The 21,274-nt window shown below is 36.7% G+C and carries 17 protein-coding genes and 1 other RNA gene; all 18 read left to right on the top strand.

Annotated features, from left to right (window positions below; all coding sequences use genetic code 11):
- Window positions 1–26 precede the first annotated feature (26 nt).
- The 18 genes from J2Z82_RS03990 (at window position 27) to J2Z82_RS03905 (ending at window position 21,051) form a co-directional block, all read left to right on the top strand.
- Entirely contained in the window at window positions 27–773 is a 747-nt protein-coding gene (locus J2Z82_RS03990; RefSeq protein ID WP_209479500.1) for an alpha/beta hydrolase, read from the top strand.
- Between the two features lie 49 nt (window positions 774–822).
- Window positions 823–3,015 (top strand): ribonuclease R, encoded by a 2,193-nt coding sequence (rnr, locus tag J2Z82_RS03985; RefSeq protein WP_209479499.1) that lies wholly within the window; start codon window positions 823–825, stop codon window positions 3,013–3,015.
- Window positions 3,016–3,253: 238 nt separating this feature from the next.
- Window positions 3,254–4,063, top strand: a complete 810-nt coding sequence (zupT, locus tag J2Z82_RS03980; RefSeq protein ID WP_209479498.1) for a zinc transporter ZupT — start codon at window positions 3,254–3,256, stop codon at window positions 4,061–4,063.
- Window positions 4,064–4,184: 121 nt separating this feature from the next.
- Window positions 4,185–4,649 (top strand): SsrA-binding protein SmpB, encoded by a 465-nt coding sequence (gene smpB, locus J2Z82_RS03975; RefSeq protein WP_209479497.1) that lies wholly within the window; start codon window positions 4,185–4,187, stop codon window positions 4,647–4,649.
- A 117-nt stretch (window positions 4,650–4,766) separates the two neighbouring features.
- Window positions 4,767–5,132, top strand: a transfer-messenger RNA (tmRNA) gene (gene ssrA, locus J2Z82_RS03970).
- A gap of 602 nt (window positions 5,133–5,734) precedes the next feature.
- On the top strand, window positions 5,735–6,766 hold the full coding sequence (gene iolG, locus J2Z82_RS03965) for an inositol 2-dehydrogenase (protein WP_209479496.1): 1,032 nt from the start codon (window positions 5,735–5,737) through the stop codon (window positions 6,764–6,766).
- 68 nt (window positions 6,767–6,834) lie between these two features.
- Window positions 6,835–7,653 carry a 5-deoxy-glucuronate isomerase gene (gene iolB, locus J2Z82_RS03960; protein WP_209479495.1) on the top strand — a complete coding sequence of 273 codons (819 nt, stop codon included), beginning with the start codon at window positions 6,835–6,837 and terminating at the stop codon, window positions 7,651–7,653.
- Window positions 7,654–7,681: 28 nt separating this feature from the next.
- On the top strand, window positions 7,682–8,674 hold the full coding sequence (iolC, locus tag J2Z82_RS03955; protein WP_209479494.1) for a 5-dehydro-2-deoxygluconokinase: 993 nt from the start codon (window positions 7,682–7,684) through the stop codon (window positions 8,672–8,674).
- Window positions 8,675–8,735: 61 nt separating this feature from the next.
- Complete coding sequence (locus tag J2Z82_RS03950) at window positions 8,736–10,190, top strand: CoA-acylating methylmalonate-semialdehyde dehydrogenase (RefSeq protein WP_209479493.1); 1,455 nt, start codon at window positions 8,736–8,738, stop codon at window positions 10,188–10,190.
- Window positions 10,191–10,247: 57 nt separating this feature from the next.
- On the top strand, window positions 10,248–12,173 hold the full coding sequence (gene iolD / locus J2Z82_RS03945; RefSeq protein ID WP_209479492.1) for a 3D-(3,5/4)-trihydroxycyclohexane-1,2-dione acylhydrolase (decyclizing): 1,926 nt from the start codon (window positions 10,248–10,250) through the stop codon (window positions 12,171–12,173).
- Between the two features lie 20 nt (window positions 12,174–12,193).
- Complete coding sequence (gene iolE / locus J2Z82_RS03940; protein WP_209479491.1) at window positions 12,194–13,087, top strand: myo-inosose-2 dehydratase; 894 nt, start codon at window positions 12,194–12,196, stop codon at window positions 13,085–13,087.
- 33 nt (window positions 13,088–13,120) lie between these two features.
- Window positions 13,121–14,134: a LacI family DNA-binding transcriptional regulator gene (locus J2Z82_RS03935; protein ID WP_209479490.1), complete on the top strand. Its 1,014-nt coding sequence runs from the start codon at window positions 13,121–13,123 to the stop codon at window positions 14,132–14,134.
- A gap of 290 nt (window positions 14,135–14,424) precedes the next feature.
- A complete protein-coding gene (locus J2Z82_RS03930) occupies window positions 14,425–15,036 on the top strand; it encodes a YesL family protein (protein WP_209479489.1) in 612 nt (203 codons plus the stop codon).
- Between the two features lie 271 nt (window positions 15,037–15,307).
- Window positions 15,308–16,306, top strand: a complete 999-nt coding sequence (locus tag J2Z82_RS03925) for a LacI family DNA-binding transcriptional regulator (RefSeq protein ID WP_209479488.1) — start codon at window positions 15,308–15,310, stop codon at window positions 16,304–16,306.
- A 202-nt stretch (window positions 16,307–16,508) separates the two neighbouring features.
- A complete protein-coding gene (locus J2Z82_RS03920; protein WP_209479487.1) occupies window positions 16,509–17,918 on the top strand; it encodes an extracellular solute-binding protein in 1,410 nt (469 codons plus the stop codon).
- 69 nt (window positions 17,919–17,987) lie between these two features.
- Window positions 17,988–18,863 (top strand): ABC transporter permease subunit, encoded by an 876-nt coding sequence (locus tag J2Z82_RS03915; protein ID WP_209479486.1) that lies wholly within the window; start codon window positions 17,988–17,990, stop codon window positions 18,861–18,863.
- Window positions 18,864–18,865: 2 nt separating this feature from the next.
- A complete protein-coding gene (locus J2Z82_RS03910) occupies window positions 18,866–19,732 on the top strand; it encodes a carbohydrate ABC transporter permease (protein ID WP_209479485.1) in 867 nt (288 codons plus the stop codon).
- Between the two features lie 35 nt (window positions 19,733–19,767).
- Window positions 19,768–21,051 (top strand): CehA/McbA family metallohydrolase, encoded by a 1,284-nt coding sequence (locus J2Z82_RS03905; protein WP_209479484.1) that lies wholly within the window; start codon window positions 19,768–19,770, stop codon window positions 21,049–21,051.
- Window positions 21,052–21,274 lie beyond the last annotated feature (223 nt).

The raw sequence follows: 21,274 nt of genomic DNA, 5'->3' as shown, positions 1-21,274 counted from the left end.
GAATATACATAAGGAGTTGTTACCCAATGAAAGTTAAACTTCCAAAACCTTTTACGTTTGAAGCTGGTCCACGTGCGGTATTGTTATTACATGGGTTTACAGGACATTCAGCTGATGTACGAATGATGGGTCGTTATTTGGAAAAGAAAGGATACACCAGTCATGCACCGATATACCGTGGACACGGACAGGAGCCTGAAGAATTGGTGAAAGCGAGCGCTGATGAATGGTGGGAGGATGTTCAAAATGCTTTCAATCATTTGAAGGAGCTTGGCTATAAGGAAATAGCTGTCGCTGGCCTGTCTCTTGGAGGTGTCTTAGGACTTAGGCTGGCATACTCTGAACAGTTGAAAGGGATAATACCAATGTGTGCACCAATGTTTTTTGACAACCAAGAAGAGCTTACAAAAGGATACAAATTTAAAGCAAAGGAATTTAAGCAGCTAGAAGGCAAGGATGCTGATACAATTCAGCAGGAAGTAGCGGAACTTATTGAGAACTCACAAGATATGTTCAAAGATCTTGGCGAGCTTATTACACAAGTGCACAACAATATTGATACTATTTACACTCCAACCTTTGTCGTACAAGCACAGCAAGATGAAATGATCAATAAGGAAAGTGCTACATACATCTATGAGAACGTTGAAGCAGATAAAAAAGATATTAAGTGGTACGAAGAATCAGGCCACGTTATTACAATGGACAAGGAAAAAGAACAGCTGCATGAGGATGTATTTCAATTTTTAGAATCACTTGATTGGAACGAATGATTATAATTTAGTTAAAAAGTTAACAATACTAAAGAAAGAAGGTGAGCACATGAACGAAACGATAAAAGAGCGTTTACGAGATTTTTTTAATGAACATAGGGAGAAGCCGTTAGCTGTTGAAGAATTAGAAGATTCACTGGACCTAAAAGGATCAGATGATTTTAAGGAACTAGTCAAAGCATTAAATGAACTAGAGGAAACTGGTGAACTTGTTCGAACACGTAAAAATCGCTTTGGACTGCCGGAAAAAATGAACCTGGTTCGCGGCCGAATTCAAATGCATGCAAAAGGATTCGCATTTCTAATACCAGACGATGAAGGACAAACAGATGTTTACATCCATCATTCTGATTTAGCGTCAGCAATGAATAATGACAAAGTGCTCGTAAGATTGGAAAAGAAAAATGATGATGGCAACAGGCCAGAAGGTACGGTTATTCGTGTTCTAGAGCGGGCGACACATGCTGTAGTTGGTACATTTGAAGACAATAAATCATTTGGTTTTGTAATTGCTGATGATAAACGGATTCCGAATGATATTTTCATCCCAAAAAGCATGACAAATGGTGCTGTCACAGGGCATAAAGTTATCGCGCATATCACGAAGTATCCAGAAGGCAGAAAAAGTGCTGAGGGTGAGATTATTCAAATCCTTGGTCACAAAAATGATCCCGGAATTGATATTATATCAATCATTCATAAGCATGGAATAAAAATTGACTTTCCAGAGGAAGTACTTGATCAAGCTGCAAATACACCAGAAGAAATTGATGAAGCAGAACTGGAAAACCGCCGTGACCTCCGTGATGAAGTCATTGTCACAATTGATGGCGCAGATGCCAAGGATTTGGATGATGCTGTGACAGTCAAAAAGCTGGATAATGGCAACTATAAGCTTGGTGTATATATTGCTGACGTAAGCTATTACGTTGGACAGAATTCGCCAATTGATAAAGAAGCGTTTGAGCGTGGAACAAGTGTTTACTTAGTTGATCGTGTAATTCCAATGATTCCGCATCGGTTATCGAATGGAATTTGTTCGTTAAATCCGCAAGTGGATAGACTTACGCTTGGCTGTGAGATGGAAATAACGAATGCCGGTGAAATCGTAAATCATGAAATCTTCCAAAGCGTTATTAAGACAAACGCACGTATGACGTATAGTGATGTTAACAAAATATTGGTCGATCAGGATGAGGAAGTTCGAGTAAAATACAGTGCACTCGTACCAATGTTTGAACAGATGGAGCAGCTGGCAGCAATCCTGCGTGGTAAACGATTTAATCGCGGGGCTATCGACTTTGATTTCAAAGAAGCTCAAGTACTAGTAGACGAAAACGGAAAGGCAAGCGATGTTGTTTTACGAGAGCGTTCAGTAGCTGAGCGGTTGATTGAAGAATTTATGCTGGCAGCAAATGAGACAATTGCTGAACACTTCCACTGGATGGATGTACCGTTTATTCATCGGATTCATGAAGATCCTAATGAAGGAAAGCTTCAGCACTTTTTAGAATTTATTGCTGGACTAGGTTATGTTGTAAAGGGAACAGCAAATGAAATTCATCCACAAGCACTGCAAAAAGTTATTGAGGAAGTAAAGGACAAGCCTGAGGAAATGATTGTGTCAAAACTTATGCTGCGATCTATGCAGCAAGCAAAGTATGATCCGCAAAGTGTTGGACATTTTGGGTTAGCGACTGATTTTTATACACATTTCACATCACCTATTCGACGTTATCCGGATCTGATTGTACATCGGTTAATCCGAACATACTTGATCGAAAAGAAACTTGATGCGAAAACAACTAAACACTGGAAAGATTCCATGCCGGAAATTGCCCGTCACACATCAGGAAGAGAACGAGCCGCAGTTGATGCCGAGCGAGAAACGGATGATCTTAAGAAGGCAGAGTTTATGCAGGACAAAGTTGGCGAGGAATATACTGGCGTCATAAGTTCAGTTACGAATTTCGGCTTGTTTGTTGAATTGGAAAATACCATTGAAGGACTTGTCCACGTTAGTAATCTAACCGATGATTATTATCATTATGACGACCGAAATTATGCCATGATTGGTGAACGAACAGGAAACATCTATAAGATAGGTGAAGAAGTCGAAGTCCGAGTTGTAAAAGTTAATTTGGATGAACGGATTATTGACTTTGAACTTGCTACAAGTCAACCACAGCAGCCTCAGAAGAAAAATAAGAAAAAAATTAAAGCTAAAAAAGCGCAAAAGTAAGGGAATAGCTTACAACAATGACTGATATGGGGCAGAATGTTGCTCCGTATCAGTCTTTTTATTACTGCATAAGTGCAACTGCGACATTCACTATAAAGGATTGTCGAATGCCGAGGTTACTAGTCGAACAATTCTGGTTGCATTTTGTTCCCCAATAGAATAAAATGTAACTGTTACTATAAATGTTTCCTTAGGTAAACATTTATTAATTCGGACAACAAAGAAGGAGAAAAGCTGAATGTCACATGATCTAATATTAGCATTTCTATTTACGCTTTTTGCGGGTCTGGCAACAGGTATAGGAAGTTTGTTGGCATTCTTTGCAAAAACGACGAATACAAAATTTTTATCCTTTGCTTTAGGCTTTTCGGCAGGCGTGATGATTTATGTATCGTTTGTTGATATTTTTGTAAAAGCAAAAGAATCATTAGTTGGAGAACTTGGTGAACAGAGTGGAAGCTGGCTTACAGTAGGATCCTTTTTTGCTGGAATTGCACTAATTGCAATAATTGACCGTTTTATTCCAAAACAGTCAAATCCGCATGAATTAAAAAAGATTGAGGATATGCGAAAAAACGGTAGTGCCGTGAATGATCCTGCCTTGCTTAAAATGGGTGTATTTACTGCACTGGCTATTGGCATTCATAACTTTCCAGAGGGGATAGCTACATTTGTTTCTACTTTACAGGACCCAGGATTGGGTTTGGCAATTGCAATTGCGGTCGCAATTCATAACATACCAGAAGGAATTGCCGTATCAGTCCCAATTTATTATGCAACGAATGACAAGAAAAAGGCATTTCGTTTATCGTTCCTGTCAGGATTGGCTGAGCCAATAGGAGCTGTTGTTGCTTTCTTAGTACTCATGCCATTCTTAAGTGAAATAACATTTGGTGTTATCTTTGCTGGCGTAGCAGGTATTATGGTGTTTATCTCGCTAGATGAACTACTGCCGGCGGCAAAGAAGTATGATGAAGCACATGTATCAATTTATGGATTAATTAGTGGAATGGCCGTAATGGCAGTCAGTTTATTATTGATATTATAGCTTTGTGGGCTGTGCCGATTGGGTAACAGCCCTAAATTTTTCTTGTCACTTTTAACAACTGGAATAATTACAGATAGTTTGATAAAATAAGGTTCACGCAAGGAGTAGGAGGAAGTTCGGTATGCCTAAAGGAAAAGGAAACGAAATCGCTAAAAACAGAAAAGCGTCACACGATTATTTTATAGAAGATACCTATGAAGCAGGAATTGTCTTACAAGGAACTGAAATCAAGTCAATTCGTGCCGGCCGGGTAAATATTAAGGATTCCCACGCGAGAATTGATCGTGGTGAAGTAAAACTGATTAATTTGCATATCGCAACATATGAACAGGGGAACCGGTATAACCATGATCCAACACGAACTCGTAAATTGCTTTTACATCGCAAGGAAATAGATAAATTGATTGGGTTAACACAACAGCAAGGATATGCACTTGTTCCTTTAAAAGTCTATATTAAAAACGGCGTTGCGAAAGTATTAATCGGACTTGGAAAAGGGAAAAAGAAATACGACAAACGTGAAGACTTGAAACGCAAACAGATGAAACGTGATGTTGATCGTGCTATCAAGGACAACATGAGGTAAAACCTTCCAGGGCTTGATTTTAGCATTGATTATGGTATAATAAGAAGTGTCGTCAGAAGATAAACGACATCAAATAAGATAATTGCTCGTTCTATTCCAAGCGATTCTCCTTTAAATGGGGACGTTACGGATTCGACAGGGATAGATTGAGCTCAGGTCGCGCGTCGAGGTTACGGCTCGTAAAACGTTAATTGCCTAAATATAACTGGCGAAGAAAATAATTCACCAGCTCTAGCAGCTGCCTAAGCACTGCTAAAGCGATCCTTCCTGCTATCGCCCGTGTGGCAGAGTGAAGGGTCTCAAATGAAGCGGGCTACACTGTCATTCACCGTCTGAGGATGATAGTTGAAACTAATCAGACTAGCTACACGGAAGCCTGTTGGTAGGCTGACGTGCTAGTGAATGAGAATATACCAACTACACTCGTAGAAGCCTGAGTGGCGATATCTCTGGACGTGGGTTCGATTCCCACCGTCTCCACCAATACATATTTGGTGGTTTTTTTATGTCTTTAACTTTAAGCATAAAAATGTCACTGTTACATCTTTATGCTTAAAAACATCTTGAGAGTTTACTATTATTTGATTCGTTCTATGGCTTTCCTTTATTGAATAAATAAGAAAAAAACAACTATTATGACAACAATTCTTCTGAAAAAAATTGTTTAAAAGAAGGGGCGAAGAAAACGTAGAAAATGAATTAGGATTTGCATTCATGGCGGTGAACTTGAGAAAGCACACTACCATTAAACCAACTTTAACAATAGATAATGAAAATACCCCAACTAAAAAATGATCGGAATCATTTTAGGGGATTTTCATTAAGTGTAAAACTTAATGAAGTCCTCTTTTTTTCACTTATTTAGAGAACTAAAGATTTACGTGAAAACCTTATATATAGGCATTATTAGTCTATTTCTGAAAAGCCGTGAATAATTTAGGGATTATTTTAATTATTCGAAATTGCTAAACGCAATAAATTAATGTATGATAAAAATGTTAGCGTTTTCAATTCAATTTATATATTTTTATATTTTGGTTAAGCGCTTTCTCGAGACTCTTTACTATTATTAAGGAGGAAAACGTTTGAAAAAGCTGAAAATAGGAATTATCGGGGCTGGCAGGATAGGACAACTTCATGCTCGGAATGCAATCAATTCAAACAGAGTTGAGTTAATAGCTATATCAGATATTTATATAGAAAATCTAGAGGGAACTACACTAGCGCATGAAGTCCCAATTATTACGACGAATTCAGAGGGAATTTTTGCAGACCCAGAAATCGATGCTGTTTTTATTTGTTCAAGTACGGATACACATGTCGATTTTATTAAAAAGGCAGCAAACGCTGGGAAACATATTTTTTGTGAAAAACCAATAAGCATGAATATTCAAGAAACACACTCAGCTTTAGAAGTAGTTAAAAAAGCTGGAGTCAAATTTCAAATTGGATTTAATCGAAGGTACGACAAACATTTTAGAAAGGCCTATGAAAGTGTGAGAGCAGGCAAAGTTGGAACCCCTCATATCATTAAAATTACCTCCCGTGACCCTGAGGCACCACCAGAAAGTTATATCAAAAAATCTGGGGGAATGTTTATGGATATGACTATTCACGATTTTGATATGATTCGATATCTCTCCGGACAAGAGGTAGAAGAGATATCGGTGAAAGCTGCAAACTTAATAGATGACAGCTTTTTGAGAAATGATGATGTCGATACAGCAATTATTACTGTTACATTTGAGGATGGTTCTTTAGGTGTTATTGACAATAGCAGGCAAGCTGTTTACGGATATGATCAACGGATTGAAGTGTTTGGAAACAAGGGACTTGTTACCGTAGAGAATGAAAAACAAACTAATATACAAATTAGCACCAAAGAACAAGTAGCAAGCGAGCTACCAAAGTACTTTTTTCTTGAGAGATATATGGATGCGTATGTTGATGAAGTTAATGAATTTGCATCCTCAATATTAGATAATACGGAATTACTCTGTGGAGCAGATGATGGACTTAAGGCGGAAGCTCTTGCTTTAGCTGCAAAAATATCAGCTAACGAAAATAGAACAGTTAAACTTTCAGAAATTAACCTAAATAGTTCAGTAAAAGTTTAGTGTTTGTTAGGTGTAACATTTCCAAAAAAATTAAGCTCTTATCTAAAAAACCTATTAGGAGGTCAAAAATGTCAAAGCTAATAGTAAAACCAAATGGGCGAGATAACGAAGGAAAGATTCTATCTGTCACCCCCGAGTCCGCAGCGTGGGAATATGTAGGATTTGAAGTTTTCTTGTTAAAGAAAGGTGAGACCCTAGCAAGAAAAACGCAAGAAGATGAAGCCTGCTTTGTTTTATTAACCGGTAAGGCTGATGTGAAAACTTCAGATCAAGAATATAAAAATATAGGGGAACGAATGAGTGTATTTGAAAAAATTCCGCCTTATTCTGTTTATGTAACGACCAAAGAAACAGTCGCAGTCACTGCTCTAACTGACCTAAATCTAGCAGTATGCACGGCACCCGGGAAAGGAAACCATCCAACACGATTAATTTCTTCCAAGGATGTAGGTGTTGAGGATCGTGGCCATGGTAAAATGTCTAGGCAAATTCATAATATTCTTCCTGAGCAAGTACCTGCTGACAGTTTGCTTGTAGTAGAAGTGTTTACGCCGGATGGAAATACATCAAGTTATCCACCACATAAGCATGATCAGAATAATCTTCCAAGTGAGTCTTACTTAGAAGAAACTTATTACCATGAAATAAATCCAAAACAAGGTTTTGTGTTCCAGCGGGTTTATAATGATAACCGGAGTTTGAATGAAACATTGAGTGTAGAGAATCAAAATGTCGTACTTGTTCCGGAAGGCTACCATCCAGTTTCTTCAGTCCCAGGTTATGAATCTTATTACCTAAATGTTATGGCTGGTCCTGTTCGAACTTGGAAATTTCATAACGATCCAGATCATGAATGGTTATTTGAAAATGTCATAAAAAATAGTTAAAAATTATTCTATAATCCGGGGGTATTTCATGTATCAACTTAATTTTAAACAAGATAGACCAATAGACTTAATAGGAATTGGTCGCCTATGTATTGATTTGAATGCAAATGAATTTAACCGTCCAATGGATGAGACGATGTCTTTCAATAAGTATGTTGGGGGATCACCTGCCAATATTGCGATTGGCGCCTCAAGACTTGGGTTGAAAAGCGGTTTTATTGGCAAAGTATCCGATGACCAAATGGGTAATTTTATAGTGCAGTATTTAAAAAAAGATAATATAGACACATCGAATATTGCCGTAGATGATACTGGCGCAGTGACTGGATTGGCATTCACAGAAATCCTAAGCCCAGAGGAATGCAGTATATTGATGTATCGTGACAACGTAGCAGATTTGCTACTAAATACAGATGAAGTTTCAGAAGAATATATTAAAAAGTCAAAAGCACTCTTGGTTTCCGGAACGGCGCTCGCAGCGAGTCCCTCAAGAGAGGCTGTTTTTTCAGCAATTGACTATGCGCTTAAGCATGGAGTTGTCGTTATCTTTGACTTAGATTATCGTCCATATACATGGAAATCGTCAAAAGAGACAGCCACTTACTATAACCTGGTTGCAGAAAAAAGTGACGTTATTATAGGTACTCGTGAAGAGTTCGGTATGATGGAGAAATATCAAACACATGAGACAAGCGATCACATTACTGCACAAAAATGGTTTGACTATAAAGCAGAGGTCGTTGTGATTAAACATGGTGCCGGTGGATCTATTACATATATGAAGGACGGTACCTCACACAAAGGCGGTATTTTCAAGACTAAAGTTCTCAAAACATTTGGTGCTGGTGATTCCTATGCCTCGGCATTTATTTATGGATTGTTACATGACTGGGAAATATCAAAAGCAATGGAATATGGTAGTGCCTCTGCATCAATTGTCATCTCAAAGCATAGTTGTTCAGATGCCATGCCATCTACAGACGAAATTGATAAATTTATAGGGGGAGCAGAAAAATTATAACCCTTCCAAAATAAAGAGTACACATCATATTAGTTTAACAAAAATATTGGAGGAATTATTTATGACAAACACAAACAAAACATTAAAGAATTACGTAAATGGAGAATGGATCGAATCAAATGCGGAGAAAACAGAATCTGTTTATAACCCTGCTACTGGTGAAGTTATTGCTAAAGTACCTATTTCTACTAGAGAGGATCTTGACCAGGCAGTAGAGATTGCAGCATCCGCGTTCACCGGATGGAGTGAAACTGCTGTTCCTAAAAGAGCACGCATCCTATTTAAATATCAACAATTACTCGTAGACCACTGGGATGAATTAGCAGAGATTATAACTATAGAAAATGGTAAAAATTTCAAAGAGGCTCAAGGTGAAGTGCTCCGAGGTATTGAGTGTGTAGAATTTGCTGCTGGAGCACCAACATTAATGATGGGTTCCCAGTTATCCTCTATTGCTACCGGGCTTGAATCAGGTGAGTATCGTTATCCAATTGGAGTAGTTGGTGGGATAACTCCATTTAACTTTCCAATGATGGTTCCATGCTGGATGTTCCCAATGGCTATCGCAACTGGTAATACATTTGTCTTAAAGCCTTCCGAACGTACACCGTTACTTGCGAATCGCCTAGCAGAGCTTTTAGAAGAGGCTGGACTACCAAAAGGGGTATTCAATATTGTTCACGGTGCGCATGATGTAGTAAATGGGCTTCTTGAAAATAAAAAAGTGAAAGCAATTTCATTTGTAGGTTCGCAACCAGTTGCAGAATATGTTTATAAAAAAGGTTCAGAAAATTTAAAGCGTGTTCAAGCATTATCAGGAGCAAAAAACCATTCAATCGTACTAAACGATGCAGATTTAGAAAACGCCACTACTCAAATTGTTAATGCGGCTTTCGGTTCTGCAGGTGAAAGGTGTATGGCTTGTTCTGTTGTAGCAGTTGAAGAGGGAATTGCAGATAAATTTATCGAGCTACTTGTTGAAAAATCTAATGAAATCAAAATTGGAAATGGTTTAGATGAAGGTGTATTCTTAGGTCCAGTTATCCGCGATCAACATAAAGAAAAAACACTTCAATATATTGAAAAAGGTGAAAGTGAAGGTGCTCGTTTAGTTAGAGACGGCCGAAATGATAAAGGCATTCAAGATAAAGGTTATTTCGTTGGTCCTACTATTTTTGACAATGTAACAAGTGAAATGAAAATTTGGCAGGATGAAGTTTTTGCTCCAGTACTTTCCATCACTCGTGTGAAAAACTTGGAAGATGGAGTGGAACTCACTAACCAGTCTAAATTCGCTAATGGTGCATGCATATTCACTAAACATGGTGGTAGTGTAAGAAAATTCCGTGAAACAATTGATGCAGGAATGCTTGGAGTTAATATAGGTGTTCCAGCTCCTATGGCTTTCTTCCCATTCTCAGGTTGGAAGGATTCTTTCTACGGAGATCTACATGCGAATGGAAAAGATGGAGTTAACTTTTATACAAGGAAAAAAGTAGTTACTGCACGCTGGTAATCATTTATTAACAGGGAGTGATCAGGCTTTAACTAATACTATCTAGGGGTGATATAGATGATGCTAACAACCGCTCAGGCTTTAATTAAATTTTTGAATCAACAATATATGGGAATTGATGGAAACGAACATAAATTATTTAAAGGCATATTTACCATATTTGGCCACGGGAATGTACTTGGAATGGGCCAGGCATTGGAAGAATACAGTGATGAATTAGAAGTGTACCAAGGGAGAAATGAACAAGGAATGGCACATGCAGCCATGGCTTTTGCAAAACAAAATCATCAAAAGAAGCTGATTGCTTGTACATCCTCTGTTGGACCGGGTTCAGCGAATATGATTACTGCTGCAGCAACAGCTACAGCAAATAATATCCCGTTACTATTACTCCCAGGGGATACGTTTGCTACTAGGCAACCGAACCCAGTTTTACAACAGGTAGAACAAACGCATGATGCGAGTATCTCGACAAATGATGCATTCCGACCAGTAAGTAAATATTGGGACCGTGTTGAAAGGCCAGAACAATTAATGTCGGCCATGATTAATGCAATGCGTGTCCTAACAGACTCTGGTAACACAGGTGCAGTAACTATTGCTTTGCCTCAAGATGTCCAAGGGGAAGCATATGATTATCCTGATTACTTTTTTAAGAAGCGGGTTCACCGCTTTGAGCGCCGTAAACCAACAGATAATGAATTAGCGGACGCAATCGAGCTAATAAAATCAAAGAAAAAACCAATCATCATCTGTGGCGGTGGGGTTAGATATTCTGAATCAGGCGAAACTCTAAGGAAATTTGCTGAGAAATACCATCTACCAATTGCAGAAACACAGGCCGGTAAAAGTGCAATTAAAAGTACACACGAACTAAACTTAGGTGGAGTAGGTGTTACGGGAAATTTAGCAGCAAATCAATTGGCTGGTGATGCAGATCTTATAATAGGGATTGGTACAAGGTTTACAGATTTTACAACAGCATCGAAGCAGTTATTTAAGAATGAGTCCGTAGAATTTTTGACGATAAATATATCTCCGTTCCATGCTAATAAACTTGACGCTGTAAAAATGGTTGCCGATGCCAAAGCAACATTACTTTTATTAGAAGAGGAATTAGATAAAAATAGCTATAGTTCTTTTTACGATAAAGAAATCAAAGAGGCAAAAAGTGAATGGCAAAACGAATTTGACCGACTTTGTCAAACGAATTATCATGCAGAAAATTTTAACCCTGAGAATTCAGGCTATTCAAAAGAACAGCTTTCTGAGTATGCTGAAGCACTTGGCTCTTCTCTAACACAGACAGCGGTAATAGGTGAGGTCAATAAAACGATCGCTAGTGACGCAATTATTGTTGGTGCATCAGGAAGCCTTCCTGGTGACCTACAACGAATGTGGGTAAGCCATGAACCAAACACTTACCACATGGAATATGGTTATTCCTGTATGGGTTATGAAATTTCAGGTTCGCTAGGAGTTAAAATGGCTTCTCCCGATAAAGAAGTGTACGCCATGGTTGGTGACGGTAGCTACCTAATGCTTCATTCGGAACTCATTACAAGTATTCAAGAAAACAAAAAAATTAATGTTATTTTGATGGATAATGCAGGATTTGGCTGTATTAACAACTTGCAGATGGGCAACGGAATGGGTAGTTTCGGAACAGAGTTCAGAAAAAGAAATCAAAATTCCAATCAACTAACAGAGGATATTATCCAAATTGATTTTGCGAAAAGTGCAGAGGGATATGGTGTTAAAACCTATAAGGTAAAAACATTGGAACAACTCCATGAAGCTTTAGAAGATTCAAAAAAACAAGTAGGATCAACATTAATTGATATTAAAGTACTCCCTAAAACAATGACTGCTGGTTACGATTCATGGTGGCATTTAGGTGTTGCGGAAGTGTCCCAAAAGGAATCTATTATTCAAGCGTTTGAAGAAAAGGAAACACAACTAAAAAAAGCGCGTAAATATTAAAATGTGAAAGGAAGATTCACATGTTTAAGAAGGAATGTGTTAAATTAGGTATAGCTCCAATTGCTTGGACAAATGATGATATGCCAGAATTAGGTAGTGAAAATACGTTTGAACAATGTATCAGTGAGATGGCACTAGCTGGTTTTACCGGTACGGAGCTTGGAAACAAATACCCAAGAGATGTATCAAAATTAAAAAAGGCTCTTTCACTCCGGAATATGGAAGTTGCTAGCGCTTGGTTTAGTGCTTTTCTCACAACGATGCCGCTTGAAGAAACAGAACAGGAATTCATTAAGCATAGGGATTTTTTATATGAAATGGGAGCTAAAGTGATTGTTGTGTCTGAACAAGGTCATAGCATTCAAAAAGAAAATATTTCTGTTTTAGACCATAAGCCTGTTTTTAATAAAGAAGACTGGGAAAAACTCACAAAAGGTTTGAACAAACTAGGTGAATTAGCACAAGAAAAGGAAATGGATATTGTTTTTCACCATCATATGGGAACAGGGATACAGACAACAGATGATATCGATAAATTAATGAGTCAGACAGACCCAAGTTTAGTATATCTCTTGTTTGATACAGGGCATCTTTACTTTTCGGGTGAAGATCCACTTGCTGTATTAAAACGTTACCTGCCTCGTATAAAACACGTTCATCTAAAGGATGTTCGATTAGATATTGCTAGCAGGGTCAAACAAGCAGGCTTAAGCTTTCTTGATGCTGTTAAAGAAGGTGTATTTACAGTTCCAGGTGATGGGGATTTTGACTTTGAACCGGTTTTCAAGTGGTTAGCGGATTCTGACTATAGAGGGTGGCTACTAGTTGAAGCGGAGCAGGATCCTGCAAAAGCAAATCCATTAGAATATGCTCAAATTGCAAGAAAGTACATTAAGCATAAAGCCGGAATATAACCTTTAATACCTACTAGGAAGTGTGGAGTCCAAATGAAAGCAACGATATATGACGTAGCTAAAGAAGCTGAGGTATCGATTGCTACAGTTTCAAAAGTTATTAATCAAACTGGTAGAATTAGTCATTCAACTAGGGGTAAAGTGCTTCAAGTAATGAAAAAAATGAATTACCATCCCAGTTTTGTTGCTACCGCCCTAACAGGGAAAAGAACTGAAACATTGGGACTTTTAGTACCTGATATATCAAATCCTTTTTTTTCAGAAATAGCCAAAACAATAGAAAACCACGCACATGATAAAGGCAAAAGTGTCATTATCTGTAGTACCAACTATAAACAAGAGAAAGAAACAAAGTATATTGAACTTTTACAACGGAAACAAATCGATGGTTTAATAATTACTTCTGGTTTTCAAAATAAGGACCTTTTACAACAAATGATAACAAGTAAAATTCCAGTTATAATTCTTGCACATAATGATCCTTCTCTCAATATCTCTGTTGTATCAGTCGATGATTTTAAGGGTGGGTTCATGGCAACGTCCCACCTTCTTTCAAAAGGACACAGCAATATTGCAATTATTGCTGAAGAAGTTAAATCAAGTACAATACGGATATTAGGTTATGAAAAAGCATACGAGTCGAAAAATATTAAACCCGACAGGGGAAATATACTGAGAACAACTGCTTCAATAGAGAATGGTAAGAGAATTATATTGGATCTATTAAGTAGAAAAATTCCTCCTACAGCTGTGTTTGCTTGTAATGATTTAATTGCTATTGGAGTAATCCAAGGGGCAAGAGAAAAGGGACTCAACATTCCAGATGATCTTTCCGTTATTGGTTTTGATAATACTATACTAGCAACTACAACAGTCCCTGCCCTTACCACCATTGCCCAGCCAATTGAGGACATGGGTGAAAAAGTGGTTGATGTAATTATTGATGAAATAGAAAAAGGATCTGAAACTAGTAAAAAAAGAATACTATTTATACCTGAGCTAATTGTTCGTGGTACCACTTCTGATTTAAAGGATACTAAAGATTAATAGACCAAATATTTTTGTTCAAAGGTTATAATGTATAAAATTTCGCGCTTCGATGTCTAGCCCCAGCGCCTAGCCCGCCGGAGGTCTTAAGTCAAGCCTCTATGTTGCGCTTTTTCACGCAAAGAGGCTTGACTTAAGCTTGTTGGGGCTAACCAGGCGCTTGCGCTTTTCTTATGTATAATAAAAATTTTATGGACAAGTTATATTAGTTTTACTAAAAATTCTAGTTTGTTGATATTTTAAATGATATTTCAACTAGAAGTGATACATCTCAGATAGGGGGTAAAGAAGTGATAGAGCTTGAAAGAATTAATGACTTTATTGAATGGGTTATCCGAATAATATTTACAAATTTAATATGGTTCATCCATATTTTACTTGGTGGTATAATTCTTGGGGTATTTCCCGCGACAGTATCCCTTTTTGCTACGACACGTCAATGGCTTAAAAAAGAGAATAATTTCTCCACATGGAAATACTACCATCAATATTATAAAAAGAACTTCTGGAAAATAAATATATTAGGTTATACCTACGTATTAATAGGATTATTACTTGTCGGTGGGTTATTATTTACAGAAAGTATGTCTGGAATGCTATATACAAGTATCTATTACTTTTTATTAATTGTTTTTACGTTTTATTTTTTAAACTTATTTTATTTTTTTACAGTGTACGTACACTTTGATCTTGAGCATAAAGGCTTTTTGATACAACCCTTTATAATCATGCTTATCAGCTTCAAAGAAAATACATTTATTATAGCAGGGCTTATCTTGATTGGCTATCTAATTTATCAATTTCCAGTTGTGTTTCCTATTTTGTCGGGAACCATGCCGACATATTTTGTGGTGAAAATCTTATTAAAACGCTTTAATAATTTACAGAAAATGAAACAATAGAGCCAAGAGGATGATATTGTTCCATAATAATCTTAATATTATGTCAGACCAATGTATTAAATTTCAAATATAGTTAATTACTAACCCCTGATTGTTTTTAAAAAAGTGGATACCAACGTTTTTAACTATTATAATTTAGAAAAAATCTAATAGATAATATGAAGAAATAGAAATATTTTTTTATATTATCTATTGCTTTGTTAGAACTTTTAGAATATGATGAAAACACTTACATTTTATTAAACCGGTTAAATAAAAGGGGAAAAAGACAATGGTAACTATTGATGATATTGCAAAAAAGGCTGGAGTATCTAAAGGAACAGTTTCAAATGTATTTAGTAAGAAAAGACCTGCTAGTGCAGTTGTAACCGAAAAAATTATGAAAATCGCACAAGAGCTTAATTATTCACCTAATCAAATTGCTAGAAGTTTAGCAACTAAGAAAACAATGACAATTGCATTGAAAATGCCAATTTCCTCAGAGTTTGAATTAAGTGCTTTTGAAACGAAAGTAATTAACGGCGTAGTAAAAAAGTGCTCAGAGTTTGGATACAGAGTGTTGCTAGATCGATTCTCTGAAAATAGTAATTCACCACTCTATTCCAACGACCCAGTAGATGGAGTGATTTTATTGAACCCGTGTGATTCGGATACAAGAGTCCTCCAATACAAAAGATTTGAAATGCCGTTCGTTTTAATAGGAAGGCCAGAGAAAGAAGATGGCGGGACATATTTTGTAGATAACAATAACGTGGAAATTGTTAAAGAGGTTGGCGAATATTTAATCGGAAATGGACATAAAAGAATATTGTTTTTTAATGCTAGTCCACATATGACTGTTGCGGAAGATAGAAAAGAAGGATTGAAGCAAGCTTTTGAAAATTACAATTTAGAATTCATCGAAGAGAATGTTCTATATTATAATCAATCGGATTTTGAAAATTCATCTGATTACGGTTACCGGAGTTTATTAGAAAAATTCTCATCAGATAAATTCACTGCGGTAATAACAGATACAGACAGAGTAGCCTTAGGAGCTATGCGAGCATCAAGAGAACTTGGGATAAACGTCCCTGGTGACTTATCAATTGTAGCGTTAGGTAATAACGAAACACTAGCACTAGAAACAACACCAAAATTAACAAGTGTTGAATTGTTTCCAGATAAGCTAGGTCAAGAAGCAGCAGAAGTCCTATTAAATGTGTTGAATAAAACACCAGCGCCAAGAAAAAAAATGATAAGCGCGAAATTAGTAATACGCGATTCATAAAAAAACAACTACTTAGTAAAATTAAACCGGTTTATTCTTTTAGGGGGGGATGCCAAGAGGTGACATTTTTAAAATAATTTGTAAGCGCTTGCTAGGGGTCTAAAAGGACAGGTACTCGTTTTATTAACTCTTAATGCATTTAAAGAGTTTTTTGCAAGAAGTAAAGTTTTTTTAGTGTAAGCATTCAAAGGAGGCAAAGTAAATGAGAAAAGATACTAGATTCAAATACTTAATTATTGCAATACTTGTGGGTTTAATAATGATACTCGCTGCATGTAATGATGAAGGTACTGATAATGAAGGGGAAGCAACAGAAGGGGATAAGTCGTTACGTATCCTATCGAATGTTGTGGGTGGTAAAACACCTGAGGAAAATGAACTTTTCGTAGAAGAAATTGAAAGACTAACTGATATAAAAGTAGAATTAGTAAAACCACCAGCAGATTACGATCAGAAGCTCTTAACTGCTATGTCATCTGGTGAAAAATTCGACCTAGTCTTGTTAACTAAAAACTTAATGGATATTTTAGTAGACCAAGGTGTTCTTACAGAAATAAGTGATCAGATTGCAGAATCAGATATATTGTCAGATACTACGGTGATTCCTGAAAAAGAATGGGATCTTATCGAGTATGAAGATGGCAACTACTACGGAGTCTTCAATAAATTTGAAGGTGGAACAATGCCGATTGTTCGTCAAGATTGGATGGAAAAATTAAATCTTCAACAGCCTGAAACACTAGAGGATTTCTACAATGTCTTTAAAGCATTTAAAGAACAAGATCCGGATGGAAATGGCAAAGACGATACGTACGGTCTTTCTACAGCTGGACTTTATGATATTCAAGGTTTCTTAAGTGCAGAGGGAGTTAAATACAAATATGTATATAACGAAGAAGGGGAAAGAACTATTCCTATCGCTTCTGAAGCAGCTGTACCTGTACTAGAATGGTTTGCGAAGCTTTATGAAGAAGGATTGTTAGATCCTAACTTCGCTACAAATGAAACAAGTCAAATGAGAGAACTATTCTTAACAGACAGAGTTGGAATGGTAACGTACTGGGATGCTTGGGTTGGATTATTCAATAATATTCGTTTAGAAGATGATCCTAATACAGAGTTTAAAGCAAAAGGAATCCCTGGAGCTGTTGGCCCAGAAGGAGACATTATTCTTCGTAGAGGTGATCCAAGTTTGTGGGCTATACCTGTAAATGCTGAAAGTCCTGGTGTTGCAAAGGAATTTCTTGAATTCTGGCATTCGGAAAAAGGAAACGTACTAAGTACACTTGGAATAGAAGGTCATGATTATACACTTACAGATGGTAAATATGAACTTACAGAAATTGGTAAAGAACATAGTATGGACCATGGGGTTGTTGTTCCAAACAATACCAATTGGGAAAATCCTATTGGATCACTTCCAGGAGTTGAAGAGGCACAAGAAATTATTCTTGAGCATGCAACACTAGAAACCTCTACGGAAGATTGGCCAGAGGCTGAAAAAATAGTTCAAAACTATGCTTTCAAAGCTATGATGGGTGAAATCCCAGCAAAAGAAGCAGTTAATAAGATGCATGAAGAATTAATGGATGCTGGTTTAATAGACTATTAATTTGCTATAGAAGAGGGTGATTTACCCTCTTCTTCTTTACACTAACCTACATAAAGGGGTGATGATTTAATGAATATATTCAAAAAACATATGACGCTTTATTTGATGATAGCACCAGTAGCGATCTACTTTTTGTTATTTGCTTATTACCCGTTGGCTAGAGGATTAATGATCAGTTTCCAAGAATTTAGGATAATTGGAGATAATACATATATCGGTCTTCAAAATTATATTACTGTACTTAGTGATCCTGTTTTTTGGCGAGTGCTAGTTAATACTTTGTTAATAGGTGGAGGAATATTGCTCATTGGTTTTTCGTTCCCTATCCTAGTTGCAATTTCATTGAATGAGGTTTTAAAAGTTTCATTTAAAAAGTTCACACAAATGGTTATTTATCTTCCCCATTTGTTTTCATGGGTAATTATTGGAGGGATATGGATTTATTTACTATCACCTGATGGTGGATTAGTAAACGAAATCATTAAAGTATTTGGAGGAGAACCAATCCACTTTTTTACTCAAGAAAAATATGCTAAACCTCTGATGGTATTTACTGCTATTTGGAAGGATGTAGGATTTTTATGTATCCTTTATTTAGCTGCAATCGTGGGGATTAGCCCGACATTATATGAAGCAGCAAAAATAGATGGTGCCACTCGTTGGCAAGAAATCCGCCATATTCTAATACCTCAATTATATCCAACCATGAAAGTAGTATTTCTATTAAACTTGTTAGGTGTTCTAAAAATATTTGATCAAATATTTATCATGAGAAATCCTACTATTGCCAGAGAGGTAGACGTTTTAATGGTGTACACCTATGAAAAAGGTATTTTAGAGTTTGATATGGGAGTGGCAACAGCAGCTTCTTTCTTTGTTATCTTTGCTACTTTAATTTTGACTTTAATTGCAAGAAAGTTATTAAGATTTGATGAGGAGGCCTAAACATGCAGAAATGGAAGCAATGGAGTAAGAAATACAAAACCTTTTATGTTCTTAATATCGTCTTCTTAATTTTGTTAGTCGCTACCATGATTGTTCCATTATTAAATACACTTACAGTTTCTTTATCATCTAACATAGCGTCTATGCAATCTGGAATAAAGATAATTCCAACAGAAATAAGCTTTGAGGGGTACGTGACAATTTGGCAAAAAATGAATCTGTGGCTCCCATTTTATAACAACGTATTAGTAACAGTTATAGGGACATTTTTCCATGTTCTGCTGTCTGCATTAGCTGGTTATGTGCTAATTCAAAAGGGCTTGCCGGGAAAAAGGTTAATGATGAGTTTAATATTGTTAACGATGATGATCCCAGGGGAAGCAATAATGATTCCTTTATATATTGTAAATAAAGATCTTGGCTTGCTTAACACGTTAGCTTCATTAGTTATCCATGGTTTAGTTTCGGGATTCAGTGTTCTATTACTTAGAAACTTTTTTATGAACATTTCATATGAATTGGCAGAGTCGGCGAGAATGGATGGAGCAAATGATTTCAAAATTCTTTTCAATATATATTTGCCTCTAGCTAAGCCGGGCCTTGCAACAGTAACATTGTTTGAATTTGTTAGTAGATGGAATCAATTTACACCTGCATTACTTTATATCAACGATAGTACAAAATATACGTTGCAAATAGCACTTCGCTCCATGATATTGTCTAATGATGCAACGTCAAGTAGTGATTTTATCACCCCGAATGTTCGAATGGCAGGAATAATGATTGCAATACTACCCCTAATAGTTATTTATCCATTTGCTCAAAAGTATTTTGTTAAAGGGATTATGCTAGGGTCAACGAAAGAATAGATTATAATTTAAAGTTGTATGAGGAGGAACGAAATATGGGGAAAAATCAGGACGGACTTAATGTAGAAATACTTACAAGAGTAATTACCCCTGATGAACAAGGTCAATATTTGGAAATTGAATTCAATGTTCCTAAAGGAACTGAACAAATAAAGGTAACAATGGATGCGCAATCAGAAAAGGACTCAGTGAACGTAATTGATTTAGGTGTAAAAGACCCTTATCGAACCAGAGGTTGGAGTGGTGGTGCAAGAACAGAATTCTTTGTATCTAAATCTAAAGCAACTCCAGGATATCTTCACGGGGAGCTTCATGAAGGTAAATGGGCTGTTATGCTTGGAACTTACAAAGTTGCTCCTAGTAGTTGTGAGGTAATACTAACGGTTGAATTTACACCCCATCAGTACAGATGGTTAAGAGGAGATTTACATGTTCATAGTGTCCATAGTGACGGGAAATATACATTAAGAGAAAATGCTGAATTTGCTAAAACGAAAAAATTAGACTTTATGGGTTTAACAGACCATAACACCTCTAGTCAAAATTATTCATATCCGCGAGAAACAGAAGTTCTTTTTATTCCAGGGATGGAACTAACGACTAATAAAGGCCATTTAAATCTGTATGGTGTAAAAGACCCTCTCTTGGATTTTAGAGTTAATACGATGGAAGAACTCCATAGTAGATTAAAGGAAGCCCGTGATAAAGGTGCAACCATCTCATTAAACCATCCTCATTGTAGTAATACCGGTTGGGAATGGGAATGGGACTTTGATTATGATTGGGTAGAGGTATGGAATGGACCGTGGCGAGAGGATAATAAAAACGCTCTTGAATGGTGGCACAACCAACTAGTTTCTGGAAGAAGATTAGTAGCAGTTGGCGGAAGTGACACGCATCGCCCTGATCCTTATGTAAAACATGGAATGCCGACTACATGGGTTTATGGTGATTCCCTAACTACTTCAGGAATACTCCAGGCGATTGATACAGGACACGTTGTTCTGAGCTATGCACCAGACGGTCCATTTATTAATCTTACTAATGGCACTTGCATGGTGGGAGATGTAAGTAACCAATTAGATAAGAAAGTTAACTTAGTTGTTAGTCAGGTAGAAATTGGAGATGTCATTAAAGTCTACTCAAATAAAGGTGTAGAAATAGAAGAAAAGGTTTCTGAGGAACAGGACCACGTTGAAATGTCATTTGATGTTAATAGTAAAGCTTTCTACCGAGTGGAAGTTTGGCGTTATTTTCCACAAGCAAAACAAAACATGCTAGCTGCACTCAGTAATCCAATTTATTTTGAAAATCAGTGATAAGTGAATTTTATAGATAAAAACATAATGTATAGAATGATAGAAAATTAGAAAATAAGGATCGGATGGATGGCTGGGAAAGAGAACATTCAAATAAACACGCGGGCTTTAAAACCCATTTACTCGTTTCATTAGGAAGTTGTTTTTTTAATGCTACTTTCTATTTACGGATTTTTAGGTTGGAACGACCATCCAAATGTCAGATATGAACCCGGCTCGTTTA

Source organism: Virgibacillus litoralis (assembly GCF_017873675.1).
GTDB classification, from domain to species: domain Bacteria; phylum Bacillota; class Bacilli; order Bacillales; family Amphibacillaceae; genus Lentibacillus; species Lentibacillus litoralis.
This window is presented reverse-complemented; position numbering and strand designations above follow the sequence as displayed.